The organism is Winogradskyella sp. (assembly GCF_028282165.1).
GTDB lineage: Bacteria > Bacteroidota > Bacteroidia > Flavobacteriales > Flavobacteriaceae > Winogradskyella.
Window position 1 is genome coordinate 1 of sequence record NZ_JANQIM010000027.1, and the last position, 20,741, is coordinate 20,741.

The 20,741-nt window shown below is 35.3% G+C and carries 20 protein-coding genes; 18 read left to right on the top strand and 2 right to left on the bottom strand.

All coding sequences use genetic code 11. From position 1 onward, the window contains the following. The 9 genes from Q0972_RS10535 to Q0972_RS10575 all read left to right on the top strand — a co-directional run. Positions 1 to 597: HAD-IC family P-type ATPase (locus Q0972_RS10535; RefSeq protein ID WP_299365607.1), on the top strand; the 597-nt coding region annotated here is incomplete at its 5' end. A gap of 75 nt (positions 598 to 672) precedes the next feature. Continuing rightward, the gene (ccoS, locus tag Q0972_RS10540; RefSeq protein ID WP_299365609.1) at positions 673 to 858 is read left to right on the top strand and encodes a cbb3-type cytochrome oxidase assembly protein CcoS; all 186 of its coding nucleotides are present in this window, start codon (positions 673 to 675) and stop codon (positions 856 to 858) included. Positions 859 to 868: 10 nt separating this feature from the next. Then, positions 869 to 3,088: a cytochrome-c oxidase, cbb3-type subunit I gene (gene ccoN / locus Q0972_RS10545; RefSeq protein WP_299365610.1), complete on the top strand. Its 2,220-nt coding sequence runs from the start codon at positions 869 to 871 to the stop codon at positions 3,086 to 3,088. Positions 3,089 to 3,092: 4 nt separating this feature from the next. Further along, entirely contained in the window at positions 3,093 to 3,272 is a 180-nt protein-coding gene (locus Q0972_RS10550; protein ID WP_299365611.1) for a CcoQ/FixQ family Cbb3-type cytochrome c oxidase assembly chaperone, read from the top strand. A gap of 4 nt (positions 3,273 to 3,276) precedes the next feature. Then, positions 3,277 to 4,266: a cbb3-type cytochrome c oxidase N-terminal domain-containing protein gene (locus tag Q0972_RS10555; RefSeq protein ID WP_299365612.1), complete on the top strand. Its 990-nt coding sequence runs from the start codon at positions 3,277 to 3,279 to the stop codon at positions 4,264 to 4,266. A 28-nt stretch (positions 4,267 to 4,294) separates the two neighbouring features. Then, positions 4,295 to 5,719, top strand: a complete 1,425-nt coding sequence (gene ccoG / locus Q0972_RS10560) for a cytochrome c oxidase accessory protein CcoG (protein ID WP_299365613.1) — start codon at positions 4,295 to 4,297, stop codon at positions 5,717 to 5,719. 6 nt (positions 5,720 to 5,725) lie between these two features. Then, a complete protein-coding gene (locus Q0972_RS10565) occupies positions 5,726 to 6,172 on the top strand; it encodes a FixH family protein (RefSeq protein WP_299365615.1) in 447 nt (148 codons plus the stop codon). Between the two features lies 1 nt (position 6,173). Next, positions 6,174 to 6,875: a sulfite exporter TauE/SafE family protein gene (locus Q0972_RS10570; RefSeq protein WP_299365617.1), complete on the top strand. Its 702-nt coding sequence runs from the start codon at positions 6,174 to 6,176 to the stop codon at positions 6,873 to 6,875. Between the two features lie 41 nt (positions 6,876 to 6,916). Beyond that, entirely contained in the window at positions 6,917 to 7,402 is a 486-nt protein-coding gene (locus tag Q0972_RS10575; protein ID WP_299365619.1) for a hypothetical protein, read from the top strand. A gap of 72 nt (positions 7,403 to 7,474) precedes the next feature. Here the strand turns inward: Q0972_RS10575 and Q0972_RS10580 are convergent, their stop codons facing one another. Further along, the gene (locus Q0972_RS10580; RefSeq protein ID WP_299365621.1) at positions 7,475 to 8,308 is read right to left on the bottom strand and encodes a universal stress protein; all 834 of its coding nucleotides are present in this window, start codon (positions 8,306 to 8,308) and stop codon (positions 7,475 to 7,477) included. 10 nt (positions 8,309 to 8,318) lie between these two features. Continuing rightward, positions 8,319 to 9,683, bottom strand: coding sequence for an oxygen-independent coproporphyrinogen III oxidase (gene hemN / locus Q0972_RS10585; RefSeq protein ID WP_299365623.1), 1,365 nt, complete (start codon positions 9,681 to 9,683; stop codon positions 8,319 to 8,321). A gap of 86 nt (positions 9,684 to 9,769) precedes the next feature. Here hemN and Q0972_RS10590 point away from each other — a divergent pair, with 86 nt between their 5' ends. From Q0972_RS10590 to Q0972_RS10630, 9 genes are all read left to right on the top strand, one after another. Further along, positions 9,770 to 10,258, top strand: coding sequence for a YdeI/OmpD-associated family protein (locus Q0972_RS10590; RefSeq protein ID WP_299365625.1), 489 nt, complete (start codon positions 9,770 to 9,772; stop codon positions 10,256 to 10,258). A 59-nt stretch (positions 10,259 to 10,317) separates the two neighbouring features. Then, on the top strand, positions 10,318 to 11,139 hold the full coding sequence (locus Q0972_RS10595; protein ID WP_299365626.1) for a hypothetical protein: 822 nt from the start codon (positions 10,318 to 10,320) through the stop codon (positions 11,137 to 11,139). 185 nt (positions 11,140 to 11,324) lie between these two features. Beyond that, positions 11,325 to 11,711: a MerC domain-containing protein gene (locus tag Q0972_RS10600; RefSeq protein WP_299365628.1), complete on the top strand. Its 387-nt coding sequence runs from the start codon at positions 11,325 to 11,327 to the stop codon at positions 11,709 to 11,711. After that, positions 11,712 to 12,341: an ABC transporter ATP-binding protein gene (locus Q0972_RS10605; RefSeq protein ID WP_299365630.1), complete on the top strand. Its 630-nt coding sequence runs from the start codon at positions 11,712 to 11,714 to the stop codon at positions 12,339 to 12,341. Continuing rightward, positions 12,338 to 13,645: an FtsX-like permease family protein gene (locus Q0972_RS10610; RefSeq protein ID WP_299365632.1), complete on the top strand. Its 1,308-nt coding sequence runs from the start codon at positions 12,338 to 12,340 to the stop codon at positions 13,643 to 13,645. Before Q0972_RS10605 ends, Q0972_RS10610 begins: the two co-directional genes overlap by 4 nt. Further along, entirely contained in the window at positions 13,635 to 14,072 is a 438-nt protein-coding gene (locus Q0972_RS10615; RefSeq protein WP_299365634.1) for a hypothetical protein, read from the top strand. The genes Q0972_RS10610 and Q0972_RS10615 overlap by 11 nt, the downstream gene beginning before the upstream one ends. Before the next feature lie 100 nt (positions 14,073 to 14,172). Further along, positions 14,173 to 15,393 (top strand): GTP-binding protein, encoded by a 1,221-nt coding sequence (locus Q0972_RS10620; protein WP_299365636.1) that lies wholly within the window; start codon positions 14,173 to 14,175, stop codon positions 15,391 to 15,393. Positions 15,394 to 15,445: 52 nt separating this feature from the next. Further along, on the top strand, positions 15,446 to 17,704 hold the full coding sequence (locus Q0972_RS10625) for a CocE/NonD family hydrolase (protein WP_299365638.1): 2,259 nt from the start codon (positions 15,446 to 15,448) through the stop codon (positions 17,702 to 17,704). Positions 17,705 to 17,749: 45 nt separating this feature from the next. Then, positions 17,750 to 20,617: a prolyl oligopeptidase family serine peptidase gene (locus Q0972_RS10630; RefSeq protein WP_299365640.1), complete on the top strand. Its 2,868-nt coding sequence runs from the start codon at positions 17,750 to 17,752 to the stop codon at positions 20,615 to 20,617. Positions 20,618 to 20,741 lie beyond the last annotated feature (124 nt).

Consider the following 20,741-nt stretch of genomic DNA (forward strand, 5'->3'; position numbering starts at 1 on the left):
ACAGTCCACATTAGCAGTAATGCTATTTATAAGGGAAAGTTCACCTTTTACAATAGTTACAGAAAAGGAGTTGCTAAGCTTTTCAATCAATTAAAAAAGCATTTTGATTTGGTCATCCTGTCTGGAGACAATGAAGGAGAGCGCGAGAACCTGAAAAAACTATTGCCAGCAAAAACCAAATTGATTTTTAACCAAAAACCTGAAGATAAATTAGAATTCATTAAATATCATCAATCTGAAGGTGCAAAAGTTTTAATGGTTGGTGATGGTCTCAATGATGCTGGTGCTCTGGCACAGAGTGATGTAGGTATCGCAATTTCAGAAGATGTTAATATTTTTTCCCCCGCTTGCGATGCCATTTTAGACGCTACAAAATTCAAGGAATTACACCATTATATAAAAGCCTCAAAATCTGCAATTAAGATTATCAAATGGAGCTTTGTGCTCTCATTTATATATAATGTTATCGGCTTGTATTTTGCCGTTACGGGTCAATTAGCTCCAGTTGTAGCCGCTATATTGATGCCGTTAAGTTCTATAAGTATTGTAGTCTTTACAACCATTTGCACCAATCTTTTAGGACGAAAACTAAAATAAAAAAAATCGACATGATAAATGTCATGTTTTAAAAAAAGGTTCAACTGTAAATTTGGGCCATAACTTCAAACAGGTATGAGTGTTATATATATTGTCTTAACAGTAAGTGTCATTGTTGGCATAGCTTTCTTTATCATTTTTTTATTGGCTGTAAGATCTGGGCAATACGATGATAGTTACACCCCATCGGTGCGCATGTTGTTTGAAGACGAACTCGTAAAAGAACCTTCTAAAGAATCAACACATACAAAAACTGACTAATTTTTTTAATATGGAAATGCAACAATTCTATTACGATAATAAAATCGTCAAAAAATTCCTCTACGCTACCATTGTTTTCGGTGTGGTTGGGATGCTGGTTGGGCTAATTCTAGCCTTTATGTTTTTATTCCCAAACATGACCGATGGTATTTCGTGGCTGAGTTTTGGCCGATTAAGACCATTGCATACAAATGCTATCATTTTTGCCTTTGTAGGTAATGCCTTGTTTGCTGGTATTTATTATTCTATGCAACGTTTACTCAAAGCAAGGATGTTTAGCGATCTATTGAGTAACATTAATTTCTGGGGCTGGCAATTAATCATTGTTGGTGCAGCAATCACCTTACCTTTAGGTTTTACTACATCCAAAGAATATGCAGAACTAGAGTGGCCATTTGATATTGCCATTGCTTTGGTTTGGGTGGTATTTGGTGTAAATATGATCGGGACTATTCTTAAGCGTCGCCAACGTCATTTATATGTTGCTATTTGGTTTTATATCGCCACATTCGTAACTGTAGCTGTCCTTCATATTTTTAATAGTTTGGAATTACCTGTTAGTGGTCTTAAGAGTTATTCGGTTTATGCTGGTGTACAAGATGCCTTGGTACAATGGTGGTATGGCCACAATGCGGTTGCGTTCTTTTTAACAACGCCTTTCTTGGGATTAATGTATTATTTCGTTCCTAAGGCAGCAAATAGACCTGTGTATTCGTATCGATTATCTATTGTACACTTCTGGTCATTAATCTTTATTTATATATGGGCAGGACCTCACCATTTATTATACACAGCTTTACCAGAATGGGCACAACATTTAGGTGTTGCATTTTCAGTAATGTTGATTGCGCCATCTTGGGGAGGTATGATAAACGGTTTACTAACCTTGCGCGGAGCTTGGGATAAAGTTCGTACGGATCCTGTTCTTAAATTTATGGTAGTAGCTATTACTGGTTATGGTATGGCCACATTTGAGGGCCCAATGCTTTCACTTAAGAATGTTAATGCCATAGCACATTTTACCGATTGGATTATTGCACATGTCCATGTCGGTGCGCTAGCATGGAATGGTTTCCTAACCTTTGGTATGATCTATTTCTTAATTCCAAAATTGTTTAAAACAAAATTGCATTCTATTGGCTTGGCAAATGTTCATTTCTGGATAGGCACATTAGGTATTATCCTTTATGCTTTACCGATGTATGTGGCTGGTTTTACTCAAGCTAGTATGTGGAAGCAATTTAGACCAGATGGTAACCTAGTTTACGGAAACTTCTTAGAAACAGTAACAGAGATTATCCCAATGTATTGGATGCGTGCTATTGGTGGTACACTATATGTCATTGGTATGTTAATCCTAGTGTACAATGTGATTATGACAGTTGTCAAATCTAACTCTAAAGTGACTGATGAATTAGCAGAAGCCCCAGCATTACAGCGTGTATCTAAGCGTAGAGTAGCTGGTGAAGGTTGGCACACTTGGTTAGAGCGTAAACCTGTATTGTTAACTATTTATGCTACGGTTGCCATATTGATTGGTGGTATCGTACAAATTATTCCAACCATAGTTGTAAAATCCAATATTCCAACCATTAGTAGTGTAAAGCCTTATACACCTTTGGAGCTAGAAGGGCGAGATCTATACATAAGAGAAGGTTGTGTGGGTTGCCACTCGCAAATGATACGTCCGTTTAGAAGCGAAGTAGAACGCTACGATTGGACTAATGATAAGCAATACTCAAAAGCTGGAGAATATGTTTACGACCATCCATTCCTTTGGGGAAGTAAACGAACTGGTCCGGATTTACATCGTGTTGGCGGAAAATATTCAGACCCTTGGCACTTTAAGCATATGTACGATCCACAAGAAATGTCAACAGGCTCCATAATGCCAGCTTACCAATGGCTCATTAGAAATGAATTAGACAAGTCTATGACCGAAAAGAAAATGAAAGCTATGGTATCCTTAGGAGTACCTTATACTGATGAAGAAATTACCAATGCTCAAGAGTCAATGGATATGCAATCTGAAGCTATTATGAAAAATTTAAAAGAAGATCCTGATCTATTAGAATCATTTGAAAACGGTAAAAAAGAAGCCCTAGCTAGTGGTGAAGATTATGTAGAAATGAAGGATAGAGAGATTATTGCACTTATCGCCTATCTACAACGTTTGGGTACGGATATAAAAGTAAAAGACATCGCTAACGAAACCGCTCAAAACCAATAAGATTATGCTAAAATTTGTAAAAAATCATATGGAAAGTATTACGGGTATTGAAATATATCCGATAATATCGCTCTTAATATTCTTTATCTTTTTTGTAGGCTTGTTTTATTGGGTCATCACAGCTAAAAAAGAATATATCACGACTGTTAGTAATTTACCACTAGACCAAAAAACAACAAAATAACATCATGAGACATTTAATTCCATCATACATAAGAGTCCCCGTTGTATTTTTCGCTATCGTAGGGCTTGTAGAATACTTTATTGATTCTGGTGATCAACCAGCGTTTATGGAGCAACCTATTATAATGCTATTCTTATTATTAGTATTACTCATATTGTTAGCTATAGAAGGGATTGTAGGTTCTATGGACAATATTCTTTACCAAAGTTTAGATGAGGAAGCTAAAGCAAGATATGATGCGCAAAAAGCCGCACCATCAAAACTCGTACTTTGGATAAAAAAGACGTACAAAAAGCTTCTAGGCTCTAGACCAATGGAGGAAGAAGGCGAAATCATTTTAGATCACAACTACGATGGTATTAAAGAGTTAGATAATAGTCTTCCGCCGTGGTGGCTCTATGGTTTTTATATCACTATTATATTTGGGGTGGTTTATATGGCACGTTACCATATTTTTAATGCCGACGACCAGTTTGTAGAGTATGAAATTGAATATGCAGAAGCAGAACGTGCCATTGAAGAATACAAAAGAACAGCAAAAAATTTGGTGGATGTCAATACCGTTGAAGTATTAACTGAAGCTTCAGACCTAAAAGCAGGACAGGCAATTTTTGTAGAAAAATGTGTGGTTTGCCATAAAGCTGATGGCGGAGGTGGTATTGGTCCAAACCTTACCGATGAATACTGGGTATTAGGTGGTGGTATTAAAAATGTATTCCGTACGATTTCCGAAGGTGGTCGTGCTGGTAAAGGTATGGTATCCTGGAAAAAAGAAGGGCTTTCACCTCTTGAAATGGCGCAAGTCGCCAGTTATGTTTTAGAATTTCAAGGGACTACGCCTGCTGAACCTAAACCTGCCGAAGGTGATATATGGGTAGATGAAACCGCCAGTGAAACAAACAGCGACAATTCAGAAGATGGTTCGGATGCTATGAAAGCATCAGAAGACGAAACTTTAGTTGAAGACGCTACTGTAGCAGAAGCAGACGAATAAAAAGAGAAACCGTCCCAAAAACTATAAAATGGAAACGCCAGCAAACGAAGTTTTTAGAGATTCTATTGGCACCATCAATGAGGAAGGTAAACGCAACTGGATATATCCTAAAAAACCTTCTGGTTGGTATTACGATAAACGAAAAATTGTAAGCTACTTCTTGTTAGCGTTCTTATTTGCAGCACCATTTGTGAAAATTAATGGTAACCAGTTTTTAATGTTTAATGTCCTAGACAGACGTTTTAACATCTTTGGTTTTCCATTCTGGCCACAAGACTTCCATCTTTTCGTCATTTCTATGATAATCGGTGTGGTCTTTATCACGCTATTTACAGTAGGTTTTGGTCGTATATTTTGTGGTTGGATTTGCCCTCAAACCATTTTTATGGAAATGGTCTTTAGACGTATTGAATACTGGATCGATGGAGATCGCAATAAGCAAATGCGTCTGGATCGCCAAAAATGGGATGCTGAAAAAATAAGGAAACGACTCTTAAAATGGTTTATATTTTTGGTGGTGTCCTTTTTAATTGCAAATGTGTTTCTGGCTTATCTTATAGGAGGCGACAAGCTTCTTAATTATATTAAAGATGGTCCATTTGAACATTTAGGCACATTAATTCCACTTCTCATATTTACAGCAGTCTTTTATTTCGTTTTTGCTTGGTTTAGGGAGCAGGTCTGCATTATCGCTTGTCCTTATGGTCGCCTACAAGGTGTGCTCTTAGACAATAAATCAATTGTTGTTGCTTATGACCATAAACGCGGAGAAGGCAAAAACGGTAGAAAGAAATTTAGGAAAAATGAAGATAGAGTAGCTCTGGGCCATGGTGATTGTATTGATTGCTTTCAATGTGTACATGTATGTCCAACAGGTATCGATATTAGAAACGGCACACAGTTAGAATGTGTGAATTGTACAGCATGTATAGATGAGTGCGATACCATCATGGAAAAAATCAACCTTCCTAAAGGCTTAATTCGTTATGCTAGTGAAGAAAATATAGAGAATAAAACACCTTTTAAACTTACAGCACGCATGAAGGGCTATATTGCTGTGTTAGTTATTTTAATTGGTGTCTTGGCCGGAATGTTGACCTTAAGAAATGATATCGAAGCACGTATTTTGAGATTACCTGGTCAATCTTACGAACAAAAAGGCGAAAACATCATCAGCAATGTGTACACATACAAGTTGGTTAACAAAACTTCGCACGACATTGAAAATGTAAGCTTCAAAATAAGAGACATGGATGGTGAGATAAAAACGGTTTCGGCATCTAATGAGTTCATTGTGAAAGCTCAAGAGTTTGCAGAAGGGACTTTGTTTATCGAATTGAAAAAAAGTGATCTATCTGGCGATAAGAATAAATTGAGAATAGACATCTATAGTAATAACGAATTAATCGAAACCACTACTGTAGGCTTTCTAGGACCGAGAAACTATAATTAAGACGTTATGAAAATAAATTGGGGAACAGCAATCGTTATAGCATTTATAGGGTTTATAGGATTTATCATGTACTTTGTAGTAAACATGGCAACCAATGACAAATATGATCACGACTTGGTCGTAGAAGATTATTATCAACAGGAATTAAAGTTTCAGAACGATATTGACAAAGAAAAAAATTCAAAAACATTAAAGACCAATGTATCCTGGCAAAAAACCCAAGACGGTATTCTTATTACATTTCCAGAAGACTTAGATATAAAAGACATCAAAGGTAAAGTGTTCCTATATAGACCATCTAATAAACAACTAGATTTTGAAACTCCTATTTCATTATCTAACCACAATTTGCTCATACCTGACAATCGTTTACTAGATGGTCGCTGGAACATTACAATAGATTGGACTTACGACAACAATTCCTATCTCTTTAAAGAAGCCATCAATTATTAGCATGCTTTACTCTGCATTCATATTAGGTTTATTAGGCAGTTTGCACTGCGTTGGTATGTGCGGTCCTATTGCCTTTATGTTGCCAGTAGATCGATCCAATTCATTCAAAAAAGTAAGCCAAATTAGTATTTACCATATTGGCAGGTTATTGGCCTATAGTTTAATAGGCCTAGTTTTTGGCCTAGTTGGTAAAAGCCTTTACATTTTCGGTATACAACAACAGTTGTCTATAGCTATAGGCATTTTAATGATTGTTTTGGTATTGATTCCTTATAAAATGTTTGCCAAATACAATTTGTCAAAACCTCTTAACAAAGTTATTTCCAAAGTAAAATCTAATCTTGGTCAAGCACTTAAGAAAAAAACAGCTGATACCTTCATCACAATTGGTTTTCTTAATGGTTTTTTGCCTTGCGGTTTGGTCTATATGGCCGTTTTTGGTGCTATCGCTACAGGTAGTTTGTTGCAAGGTAGCTTTTATATGGTACTATTTGGTTTGGGCACTGTTCCTTTAATGACCTCTGCTATTTATTTAGGCAAGTTCTTAAACCAAACTATTAAGCAACGAATACAAAAGGCTATTCCAATATTTGTAGTGATTATAGGTACGTTATTCATCCTAAGAGGTTTAGGCTTGGGGATCCCATACCTCTCTCCTGCTCCCATCGTAGAAATGGCATCAAGTGCTATTGATTGTCATTAAAGGTTTATATTTAATCTCATATTCAATATCAACCAGAATTAATGCAAACTAAACAACCGTATCAGCCAAAGAGCATCATTAAAACGATGACCACTTTACACTATGCCTATTCTTTTGCAGTACTGGTTTTTGGAACTATTGCATTATACATCACTGATAATGCCACAATGAACCTTAATGATACTAATGACATCTTTTTTTATTTGGTTCCGATACTTGCTGTAGGTGGTGTTATGGCAAGTCATTTTCTTTTCAATAGTCTCCTGAAAACCGTTCATGCAAAGTCAACTTTAAAGGAGAAACTTACCAGTTATCAATCCGCGAGGATTATCAGATTGGCCCTAATTGAGGGACCAGCAATTTTAGGTATCGTCATCTTTATAACGACTAGTAATCTATTCTATCTTATTATTTCTGCAATATTATTGGTATACATGATTTTTCTAAGACCTACGCTTCAGATTATTAAACAAGATCTAAATCTTACAGTAGATCAGAACAAGGAGCTTAGAGAAGCCTTAAAATAAAAAACGCCAAGGAAACCAATCCTTAGCGTTTTAACTTGATATTAAATAACACTAACTAATAAACATCAAGAACTATATCTTAAAGGTCATAACCGGCAACGTAGAATGATTAGCGATATCTTCAGAAATACTACCTTCAAAGAAATGCGCTAAGCCCTTTCTGCCATGGGTTGCTACGGCAATTAAATCCGCCCCGATATTATTGGCAAAATTCAGAATACCTTTCTCTATAGAGTAATCTGAGACGATATGTACACTATCGAGATTATCTAAATCGCCATCGGCTTTTTTCAAGAATAAAGACACGCGTTTATCGATCTCAGTTGAACTTTTAAAGTTGCCATCAGGAGCATTCACATATACCAAATGCATTTTGGCTCCAAGTTTTTTAAAGGTCACTCTAGCATTAAGATAAGGCGTTATGGCCTCTTCAGAAAAATCGCTTGCAAAAACCCCATTTTCAAAATCCAACAAAATTGGATTGTGCTTAATCACTAAGACTGGTACATCAGCATGGCGAACTACTTTTTCTGTATTAGAACCTACCAACACTTCTTTTACGCCACTGGCACCGTGAGAGCCCATAACGATGAGATTGGCATCATACTTATTGGCAACCTCATTTACTTCGCTCCAAACTTTAAAATGCTTTACTATTGGGGTAATCTTAATGCCATCTAAATAAGGCTTATTTAAAAAAGCCTCAAATTTTTGCTCAGCCAACTTTAAATAAAACACAGCTTCTTCGTTAATAGAATTTTCATCCGAAACGAGTATTGCGTTAGATAACTCTAACATATGCAACACAAAGAGTTCTGAACCATATTTTTGGGCCAAGTTGGCCGCAGCCTCCAGAGCAAACTCTGAATGCTCAGAAAAATCTATAGGTACGATAATTTTTTTCATGGTATTCGTTTTATATGGTCATTGAAAATAATTGGGTATCTGGCTTTTTGCGTTGCAACAGCAAATCAAAGGCCATACAAATGTTTCTTATAAAAGGTCTCCCTTTTTCAGTTACGGTCATTTGCTTTCTTCCAAAAGCAATTAATCCGTCTTGTTCTAATTCTTTTAGTTTTATGAGGACATCCGGCAATTCATCAAACTTCATTTCTGGTGTTATCCATGATGTTTTGAAATGGCACATTAAATTGAGAATATGCTGTCTAATCTTAAGGTCCTCATCATTGAGTATGTGCCCCCTGTAAACCGGAATAATGTTCTCACTCACTAAATGATAATACTCTTCTATGGATTTTACATTTTGTGCAAAACCATACCAACTGTCACTAATTGACGAAACACCCAAACCAATCATAGCTTGGGTTTTAGATGCAGTATAGCCCATAAAATTGCGGTGCAAGGATTCACTCTGCATAGCTTTATATAAGGCATCTCTTCTAAGGGCAAAATGATCCATCCCTATCTCGACATAACCTACTTTCTCTAATAAGAATTTACCTGTCTCATATTGCTGGCGTTTAGATTCGGCACTCGGCAAATCCGTATCCTTAAAACCGCGTTGTCCATTACCTTTTATCCATGGCACATGTGCATAACTATAAAATGCGATACGATCTGGCATCAAGGCTTCGGTCTTTTTAATAGTCTCAATAACATCGGCTTCAGTCTGAAACGGTAATCCGAAAATGATATCATGGCCTACGGATGTATATCCTATTGTTCTGGCTAAATCCGTAACGCGTTTTACATTTTCAAAAGACTGTACACGGTTGATGGCTTTTTGAACAGTAAGATTATAATCCTGAACACCAAAACTAACACGTCTAAATCCTAAATCGTACAACACTTGCAAATGTTCGGCTGTAGTATTATTGGGATGGCCCTCAAAACTAAATTCGTAATCCTTGGCTATCTCAGAAACTTTAAGTAATTCAGAAATGAAGAATCTTAAATTTTCTGGTGAGAAAAACGTAGGCGTACCACCTCCAATGTGAAGCTCCTTTATTTTAGGTTTTGTCCCCAATAATTTTCGGTACAAGCTCCACTCCTTTAAAACAGCTTTGATATAAGGTAACTCAACTTCATGACGTTTGGTGATGCGCTTATGACAACCACAAAATGTGCAAAGACTTTCACAAAATGGCAGGTGCACGTACAAACTTATACCTTCTTCGTTGTTAGATTCATCAAAGGACTGTTTCAGCACTTCTTTCCATTCGCGTAACGAAAATGAATCTGCATTCCAATACGGAACTGTTGGATAACTGGTATAGCGTGGACCTGCCACATTGTATTTATTTACTAACTTTTGGCACATATTTATCTTTGTCTTATATCAAAATTACTCGTAAGGCATTGTAAAAAATATGATTTTTGTCATGTAACGATTTAATAAACAGATAAATGCTAAAAAGTTTTCCTTTCGAAGTCTCTCTTGCTGATAAACAGAGTATTATTTTACCCGAAGCTCCTATTGCCGATTTTGTAAAAAAGAATTACAAACGCATTAAAGTTTTAGCCTCTTTTGAAGATAAAACCATTGAATTTTATGCGGCTTTAAAACGTGAAAAATCGGGTCAATATAGGATTTATTTTAGCAAAGCAAAGCAAAAAGCATTAGGTATATTTGTGAATGATTATTTTGAGCTGCAAGTGTTTGAGGATACCTCAAAATATGGTGTGGAGATGTCTGAAGAATTGGAAGCTGTTTTGTTGAGCGATTATGATGCCTACACCGTTTTTGAGAAGCTTACACCAGGGCGGCAACGTAGTATCATTTATGCCATTTCTAGATACAAATCTCCTCAAATGCGTGTGGACAAAGCGTTAATATTCACCGAAAACCTAAAGCGCGGTATTACCGACCAAAAACTTTGGTTAAAGAAGCATTAAACACACTTGTTTAAAAAGGCTTATATCCTTAACTTTACTAACATCTAAAAAAACAAACCATGAAACATCTAAAACTTTCCTTATTAGCCTTCAGTATTATTTTTGCAACAGCCTGTAAAAACGATAAAAAAGAAACAGAGGAAGTAAAAGACACTACAGAACAAACAGCAACTAAGGAAACACCTAAACAATCAAAAATTGCAATTGCACCCCTTACAGATTCTCCTGCATATGCCAATGCAAAACTTATGTTAGATACACCAGAAACAATGACTATAGCTAAAGCTGGAGATGTTGATTTTAACTTTACACTTGAAGACTACGCTCTTGGAGATCAAACAGATAGTGCTAATGCTCAAAAATTGGCGAATTCTGGTAAAGGGCAACATATTCATTTTATTTTAAACAATCAGCCTTATTCTGCACACTATGAACCAAATATCAAAAAAGAAATTCCGGCAGGTGTACACCACCTCGTCGCTTTTTTAAGCCGTTCTTACCATGAGTCTGTTAAAAATGACAACTCAATGGTAGTTAGAAAATTAGTTGTTGGAGAAAACGCTCAAGACAGCTTAGGTTTAGACATGGACGCACCAACGTTGATTTACAGCCGACCAAAAGGAACCTATGTTGGGAAAGATACCGAAAATCTACTTTTAGACTTTTTCGTATTGAATACGGAATTATCAGAAACTGGTAATAAAGTATTAGCTACCATAAATGGAGAAGAATTTACTATTCATCAATGGGCACCACATGTAGTTACTGGTTTGCCTATGGGTGAAGTAACCATTAATTTACAATTAGTTGATGCTGAAGGCAATGTACTACCTGGTCCCTTTAATACGGTTGAGCGCAAGGTTACATTAAAAGCTGAGTAAAACAGAATTTAACTTTATATAATAAGAACAGGTGTAGCTAGTGCTGCACCTTTTTTGTTTCTTATATTATGTGATCATTTGATCATAACTTCTTGTGCTTTGATTGTTATGCTATAAATAAGTAATATATTTGCAAAAAAATATTATTGCAACTAAGTTGCATTAGGATTAATAAAAATAACACTATGAAAATAAAAAACGGTAATATAGATATTATTGCATTGACAAGTTCGCTAATTTGTGCCATACATTGTGCAGCCATACCCATTGTACTTTCATTTTCGTCATTAAGCAGTTTGCATTTTTTAGAAAACCCGTATATAGAGTGGTTTTTTATTTGTCTGGGTGTAATATTTGTTTTTATTTCGCTTTGGCCCAGCTATAAAAAAATTCATCACAAATTAAAACCGCTACTTTTTGCATCTTTAGGTTTTATTCTAATTGCAATTGGAAGGTTCGAATTTACCGAGTTATGGGAAATTAGCAATACAGTTCTTGGTGCTTCATTAGTATCAGTTGCACATTATTTTAATTGGAGAATTTTGAAAACGAAAAGAGACCATCAACATTAAATGATTACTACAAAAGATCTAACATTTTCTTATAAACAAGAAGCGCATACGTTTAGCTTTCCAGATATCGTTTTAAAAGAGCAAGAAAACTTACTTATTTTAGGTAAGTCAGGCATAGGAAAAACAACATTATTGCATCTTTTGGCAGGTTTATTAAAACCAAATGGAGGAAGCATATTTATAGATGATTTAGATATTAATTCGTTGTCAGCAAATAAATTAGATGCTTTTAGAGGAAAAAACATAGGGCTTGTGTTTCAAAAAAACCATGCCGTTCGTTCATTGACGGTTTTTAAAAATTTACAAGCGCGACTTTTTTTAAGTAGAAAAAACATCAAAAATACCGTCATTGACGGGTTACTGGAGGAGTTAGACCTAATTGAATATAAAAATCGTAGAATAAGTGCGTTAAGTGAAGGACAATTACAGCGTTTAGGTATTGCAATGTCTGTAATACACAATCCAAAAGTAATTTTAGCGGACGAACCGACTTCGAGCTTGGATGACGAAAACTGTAAGATTGTTATAGAATTACTTAAAAAACAAGCTGAAAAGAACAATGCTAATTTAGTGGTCATAACACACGATCATAGGATAAAATCATTCTTTCAAAATTCAATCACATTATGAACATCTGGAAGATTAGCGTTGAAAATATAAAATCAAAACCGCTCTACACCTTATTAAGTGTTTTCATGTTAGCATTGAGTATTGCTTTGCTCCTTGGAATTCAACAATTGAAAACCTCATTTAAGTACCAAATGGAAAACAACTTAGGAGATATTGATTTGGTAATCGGCGCCAAGGGAAGTCCACTTCAACTTGTACTATCTTCGGTCTTGCATTTAGACAATCCCACGGGAAACATTCCTTTTAAAGAAGCCAATAAATTTGGAAGAAATCCAATGATTAAAAAGGCAGTGCCCATTTCTTATGGAGATAACTACAAAGGCTTCAGGATTGTTGGCACTGCCCCAGAATTTATGACATTTTACGAAGCGGAGATAGAGAACGGTCGTCAAGTACAAAAATCTCTGGAAGTTATATTAGGCCATATGGTGGCAGAACAGCTTCAGCTTAAAATAGGCGATACATTTTTAAGTTCTCACGGATTAGTAGATAATGATGCCCATGTACATGATGACGAATTTACAGTAGTTGGTATTTTAAAACCTACACAAAAAGTAATAGACCGCTTAATCGTGACCAACTTAGAAAGTATATGGGATGTTCACGACCACGAAGACCATGAAAATCTGGACAATCACGAAGATAAAGAAGAACACGAGGACCACGAAGATCATGACAACCATGGAGATCACCAAGATCATACGGATGATGAACATCACGACCATGAAAATCATGAACACAATGACCACGAGGAAGACAAGGAAATTACTTCACTATTAATTTCATTTAGAAATCCAGCTGCACTTTTAACACTTCCGAGAAGAATTAATGAGGATACCAATATGCAAGCCGCATTACCAAAATATGAGCTAAATAAATTATATGAATATACGGGCATAGGATTTAAAACGATTTCTTGGATAGCTTATGTCATTCTTATTATCTCAGGAATGACTATCTTTATAAGCCTATATAAGATGATAAAAGAACGCGCTTTTGATTTAGCCCTTCTAAGAACATACGGTGCCAGTAATACCCAATTGATAAAAATGGTAACTTACGAAGGCTTAATCATTATATGCTTTGCTTTTATAATTGGTTTTATATTTACAAAAGCTGGACTATACTTTCTGTTCAATTATCTAGAAAGTGGATACCAGAAGACCATCGTACAGGCATTGCCCATAAGCGAAGCATTGCAAATTATTGGCTTGGTTTTTGCTATGATAATTTTATCAATTTCATTAGCAATATACCCAATTATAAAAATGAATATATCTACAATATTAAGTAATGAAAAATAAAATTATAATAGCTCTTATTTCCCTCACTTGCTTTACAAGTTATGCTCAGAAAGAAATTACGTGGCAAGATTTGGCCAACATAACATTTGAAAGAAAATACTTTCCTATTTATGATGAGTATTTTTTGTACCCGTATTTTTCTTCCGATATGAAGGCCCTAGAAGGCAAAGAAGTAACGATAACAGGTTATTTTTTGGATATCGATCCCAAGGGTGAAATATTCATTTTATCCAAGGGGCCAATGTCTTCTTGTTTTTTCTGTGGCATTGGTGGTCCCGAAACAGCTATAGAGCTTCATTTTTCATCAAAGCCCTCCTTTAAAATGGATGATGTCGTTACAATAACCGGAACTCTAAAACTTAATAGTGAGGATATAAATCACTTTAATTATATTTTGAATACATGTGAAGGTGAATTAGCCAATTAAAAAAGTATTGCTTATTCCCTGCAGATAAACGCAACTCGGTTGCGATTAAAGAATTCTTAGTAAATTTGTAATCACGTTTAATTTTTATCTTTTACCATCTATGCATATTTCAAAAAAACTTCCCGTAACAGTCCTAAGCGGTTTTCTCGGCGCAGGAAAAACGACATTGCTCAATCATGTTCTTCATAATAAACAAGGCCTAAAAGTTGCGGTTATCGTCAATGACATGAGCGAGGTCAATGTAGATGCCGAATTGGTAAAAAGTGAAAACACGCTATCCCGTACCGAAGAAAAATTGGTCGAAATGAGTAATGGCTGTATTTGCTGTACACTACGTGAAGATTTAATGATAGAAGTAGAACGATTGGCCAAAGAAGATCGGTTTGATTACCTCCTCATAGAAAGTACAGGGATTAGCGAACCAATTCCCGTTGCACAAACCTTTTCCTTTGTGGATGAAGATAACAACATTGACCTATCGCGTTTTAGCTATGTCGATACCATGGTTACGGTTGTGGATGCCTTTAACTTCTTCAAGGATTTTGGAAGTCCAGAGACCCTTATGGATAGGGAACTTACAGATATTGAAGGTGATTATCGTACTATTGTAAACTTATTGACTGATCAAATCGAATTTGCCAACGTTATTATTTTAAATAAAACAGATTTAGTCTCCGAAGATCACCTCGCCATATTAAAGGCAACCATTCAAAAATTAAACCCTTCGGCACGTATTCTCGAATCTAGCTACAGTAAAGTAGACCCTAAAGAAATTTTGAATACTGGTTTATTTGATTTTGAGGAAGCCGAACAAAGTGCGGGTTGGATAGAAGAACTCAACAAAGACGAACATACACCAGAAACTGAAGAATATGGAATATCTTCTTTTGTATATCGTACAAAAAAACCTTTTGATCCAGAACGATTTTTAAATTATGTTCAAGATAAATTCCCTAATAACATTATTCGAAGCAAAGGTTTGTTTTGGTTGGCCTCTCGACCAGATCAAGCTTTGATTTGGGGGCAAGCCGGCGGTTCCATAAAAGCCGATAGTGCTGGCGTATGGTGGAGCAGTATGCCTTTCGAAAATCGTATTCAGCAATTGGCATTTGTAGAAAATAAAGAACTAATAGAGTCTGATTGGGATGTTACCTTTGGCGACCGAAAAAATGAAATTGTTTTCATTGGACAAAACATAAACGAAGCACACATAAGGACACAACTAGATAATTGCTTGTCAACAGATGAAGAACTGTCTACTCAAGAATGGATGGATGGTTATGAAGACCTGTGGCCTATAGAAAGAGCTTATGCTTTGTGATTATTGGTTAATTAACGAACGTTTTGAATAGGTGATCGAAAATGAATAAGATATGAAAATAAGAATATCGATAAGCTCATTGCTTTTAGCTTCAACGCTTATTTCATTTTCCCAAAACTTTTATTTTCCTAAAAAAAATTATAATGATGGTACCATATTATCTAAATCCCTACCAAAACTAGCTGAGCAACTACAAGAATCATTGACGATATCTTGGACAGAAGTATCAATGAATACAAAAATGAATCTAGCTTTAGCGGCTAAACAATATGAGAATGCTCTTATTTACCTAGATTCGCTAAGACTACCTTTTAATGAAGATTATAAGTATGGTGTATTTGTCCCTTATGAACTCTATGCTAAAGTTCAAAATAATATAGATGATAATACTTCCTTTAAAACACTTTTAGAATCACAATTCACCCAAACATTTACTTCAATTAATGTACCATCGCAAGAAATTATTGAGAGTAATGCTATGGTTTCTGTTGATGGTTTTAAAAAGTCCTTTGAAACCATCTTAGAACAACGGAAGGCCAGTGATACCATTCAGATGAAAGAAGCGATTCAACTTATTAGAATGTTCAATGCTTATAACGTTTTTAAGGAAACTGTTCCAACACTAAAAAGTGTGATTGAAGCGTACAATCAAAAAACTTACACTATTGAAACAGCCAATATTAAGGTACGAGATAGCAGTAAATTACGGGCCCATATTGTACGGAAAAAGAACGGGTTAGGAAAACGACCAACAGTCTTTATTTTTAATATTTATGCCGATTCTATACGTGATATTGGGCGAGCAAAGTTTTATGCAAAAAAGAATTACAACTGTGTTGTTGCTAATACCAGAGGAAAATCAATAGAAGGCAAAGAAATTTCACCTTTTGAATATGATGGGAAAGACGCTCACGATATCATTGATTGGATAAGTAAGCAGAATTGGAGTAATGGAGAAGTGGGCATGGTTGGTGGCAGTTACTTAGGTTTTGGACAATGGGCAGCTACTAAGCAACTTCATCCTGCTCTAAAGACCATTATGCCTCAGGTGGCCGTGGGACCTGGAATTGATTACCCAATGAACGGTAATGTATTTATGAGTTACATGCTTCGCTGGATAAATTATGTAACCTCTAATAGAACAACAGACTATACAGACTTTTCAAATATCATAAAATGGAACAGTATTTATAAAAAATGGTATGAGAACGGAGCTTCATTTCGCTCTCTAGATAGTATCGAAGGACGGCCAAATACAGTTTTTCAACGCTGGTTAGACCATCCTTCATACGATTCATTTTGGCAAGACATGGTACCTTATAAAGCAGATTTTTCAAGAATTGATATTCCTGTTTTGACCACTACTGGTTATTTTGATGATGACCAAATGGGTGCTTTATACTACTACAAACAACATCATAAGCATGATCCGGACGCTGAACATTATTTGATTATTGGCCCTTATTCCCACAGCGGTGCGCAACTCTATCCAGAGAAAGAAGTATATGGCTACAAGGCAGATTCAGTAGCGACCTCATTTAATTTTAGAAATCGTTCTGTAGAATGGTTTGACCATATTTTAAAAGGTGCGCCACAACCGTCATTTCTTAAAGATAAGGTCAATTTTCAAGTTATGGGAACAAACACCTGGTACCATACTAGCTCTTTATCAGAAATGAGCAATGACACCTTAACCTTGTATTTTAGCACTACAAAATTGGATGCGAATTACACTTTAAGTCCAAATAAATCCACAGGTTATATTGAGCAAAAAGTAGATTTTAAAGATCGTAGTGATGCCGTGGATTTTAAATTTGAAGTGCTAAAGGATTCCATTACCTCTGATATCTCAAATTCGGTAAGCTATGTTTCAAAACCTTTTGAGAAACCTACCATTATAAGTGGTTCATTTATAAACTCCATTAAAGCATCGATTAATAAACACGATGTTGACATAGTCATAAAGGTTTATGAACTTATGCCAGATGGAAAGTACTTTAGCTTGTTTTCAGCTAGTGGCTTTAGTACCTTGCAAAGAGCAAGTTATGCCAAGGATAGAACCCAACGTCAACTGCTGTATCCTGAAAAAAAAGAGACCATAAATATTAGTACATCCTATGTAACATCCAAACAAGTGAGTAAAGGTAGTCGATTGGTAGTAGCTTTAGGTATAAATAAAAACCCTAATTGGCAGATTAATTATGGGACTGGTAAGGATGTTAGCGATGAAACCATAGTGGATGCCAATGAGCCATTAATCATCAAATGGTATGGGGATAGTTTTATTAAAATACCTATATTGAAAGAATAATAAAAAATGACTCATATCCATATCAAATTAAATATACAGGCTATAATGTCTAGACATTTTTTTCAAACAATACTTTTTTTACTTTACTGTGTTCTGGGCAACTTTCAAACAATAGCCCAATCAAAAAAAGAACCGCTTTCATTCAACGATGTTAGACAATGGCGTACCCATTCGATTAGCTTATCCGACAATGGAGAATGGTACACAAAGCTATACAGCTTGTTCGATAAGCCTGAGTCTGAAAAAGATACCATTACGGAACAAAAGTTGGAAAACTATTTTGATGATAATAATCAAACCGACATACTTTATATCTGTAATTCCAAGGAAGGCATCAAATATAAAGTTCCTGATGGCAGTAAACCTATGTTTTCACATTCATCAGACTGGGTAGCATATCAAATAAAGCCAAAATCCGAAAAAGATAAATCTGATAAAAATGAAAAAGAGGAAACCTTTATAGAACTCAAGCACCTCAAGTCTGGTTTTACGGTAAAATACAAGTCTAGTGCAAAGTATCAATTTCTTGAAGACAAAAATTACTTCATTACTACTGATAAAACTAGTCTTTTAATATATGACTTGGATCATAGAAAGGAACACTACATAGGCAATATTGGCGAATATGTAATTAATAAAAAATCAGATTACATTGCCTATACAATTAACTCAAAAGATAAGCGCGGTAACGGTATTTATTTATACAATCCAAAGCTAATGACTACCAAAGCCATTGAAACAGGTAATCGTGTATATTCTAACTTATCTTGGAATCATCACAACACGAAGTTAGCTGCTTATAAGTTTCAATTGCTTGATGATGAAGTGGACTATAAGAATATGGAAATTGTAGTATTTAGTACCTTGGATTCAAATCCCATAAAGACAGACAAATACACTGTGAAAGATATAAAAGGATTGCCTGAACTGATTGGACCAGCAACAAAATCTAGAAATAACATCGATGTGATTCGTTGGAGTAAAGATGATAGCCGTTTATTTCTTAAACTCAAAACATATCCAGCTGAAGAAGACAAGAATGATAAAAAGAAAAAAGATGACAAGGAAGAAGCCACCGTTCAGATTTGGCACTGGAAAGACAAAAAGCTCTTGTCTGAACGTATTATGGAATATGATGACAAAAAGAATGAGGTGTTCGATGCTATCTTCTTTAGAAAGACAAATACCATTGTACAATTAACAGGTGAAGATATTCAAAGATTAATTCTTAGCAAAGGAACAGATCAGTGGGCTATTGGTACGGATAATCGTAATTATATCTCAGATTGGGATATATACAAAAACGATTTATATCGAATTAATCTTACAACTGGTGATAAGACATTAATAGAAGAACAATACAGTTCTAGATATAGTACTGGAATAGAAATATCACCTAACGGAGATAATGCAATTCTATGGGACGGAACTCATTACTGGTCCTATAATTTTAAAAAGAATACAAAAACAAATATTTCAAATGACACAGGTATTTCCTTTGTAGATAAAGAATATGACAAATTTGGATACAATCCAAATTACGGCTTCGTAGGATGGGTTAAAAACCAAAACGCCGTTATAGTAAATCATAAACTAGACCTATGGCTATTGCCTTTAGATAAAAGTAAGAAAGCTCAAAATCTTACAAAAGATATCACAACTAAGGATTCTATTCGTTTTCGATTTGAAGATTATCGTTTTAAATATGAACCAGAGATTGAGGATCGATACATTGACCTTTCAAAACCAAATTTTTTATATGCATTCAATATGCAAACTAAACATGCTGGTTACTATAATTTACAAGATGGAAAATTAAAAAAACTTATTTATGGTCCAAACGGTTATGCAGACCCATACCGAAGATATGCTATAACAAAAAGTAAAAACGCTAAGGTCATCATCTTTAAAAAAGGAGATTACCAAAATTATCCTGAAGCTTATTTGACTAAGTTAGATTTTTCAGAACCAAAAAAAATAACCAACACCAATCCACAACAACAGCATTTTAAATGGGGTAAACGCATATTGATAGATTATACCAATGACGACGGAGTACCACTACAAGGTATTTTGAGTATTCCAGAGGACTATAAAAAAGGAGAAAAATCACCTATGATAGTGTACTCTTATGAAAAGCTTTCAAATCGGAGATATAACTATGCGATACCTTATTTAAATGGCGCTACAGTTCCTGAAATGCTATATGTGTCCGAAGGTTATCTCTTTCTAAGACCCGATATCCATTTTAATATTGGCACACCACATTCAGATATGCACGAAAGTATAGATGCCGCCATTGAAAAAGTGATTGAATTGGGCTACGTAAACGAACAAAAAATAGGTTATGAAGGCTTTAGTTTTGGCGGGCATTGTGGTATGTATATCTCAACGCAAGACAACAAATTTGCCGCTATAGCCGCAGGAGCAGGAGTAAGTAACCTCGTTCAAGGATTTAACATTGATATTGTGAGAGATGGTAGTAACGAACAAGATTATTACATGACAGGCCAAGGCAGGCTTGGTACAGATCCAACCACTAATACTAAAATGTATATTACGGAATCCCCCGTATTTAATGCAGCCACAATGAATACTCCTCTGCTACTATTCCATGGCACTGCTGATAAGGTTGTACAATGGGAACATTCATTTGGGTTCTACAGTATTTTACGCTATCTTAAAAAACCCGTTGTTTTTCTCTCTTATTTAGATGAAGGCCATGGTTTGAGAAAGGAAAGTAATCGACTGGATATTCAAAAAAAACTGAAAGCATACTTTGACCACTATCTAAAAGATGTAGAAGCAAAAGATTGGATGATTGAAGAAATACCTTACATTCCTAAAGAAAAACCAAAAGAAAAGGATGAGGAACAAAGGACACTTCCAAAATGGAAAAAGGCACAACCATAAGAAACATATAAAATGAAAACTTAATACTGGCAAAAGTAAAATATGGCTAAAAAGACATCTTATACTTTGTAAAATCTAAATACTAAAAAATTAATTATCACAAAAACCATCAATTCATAAAAAA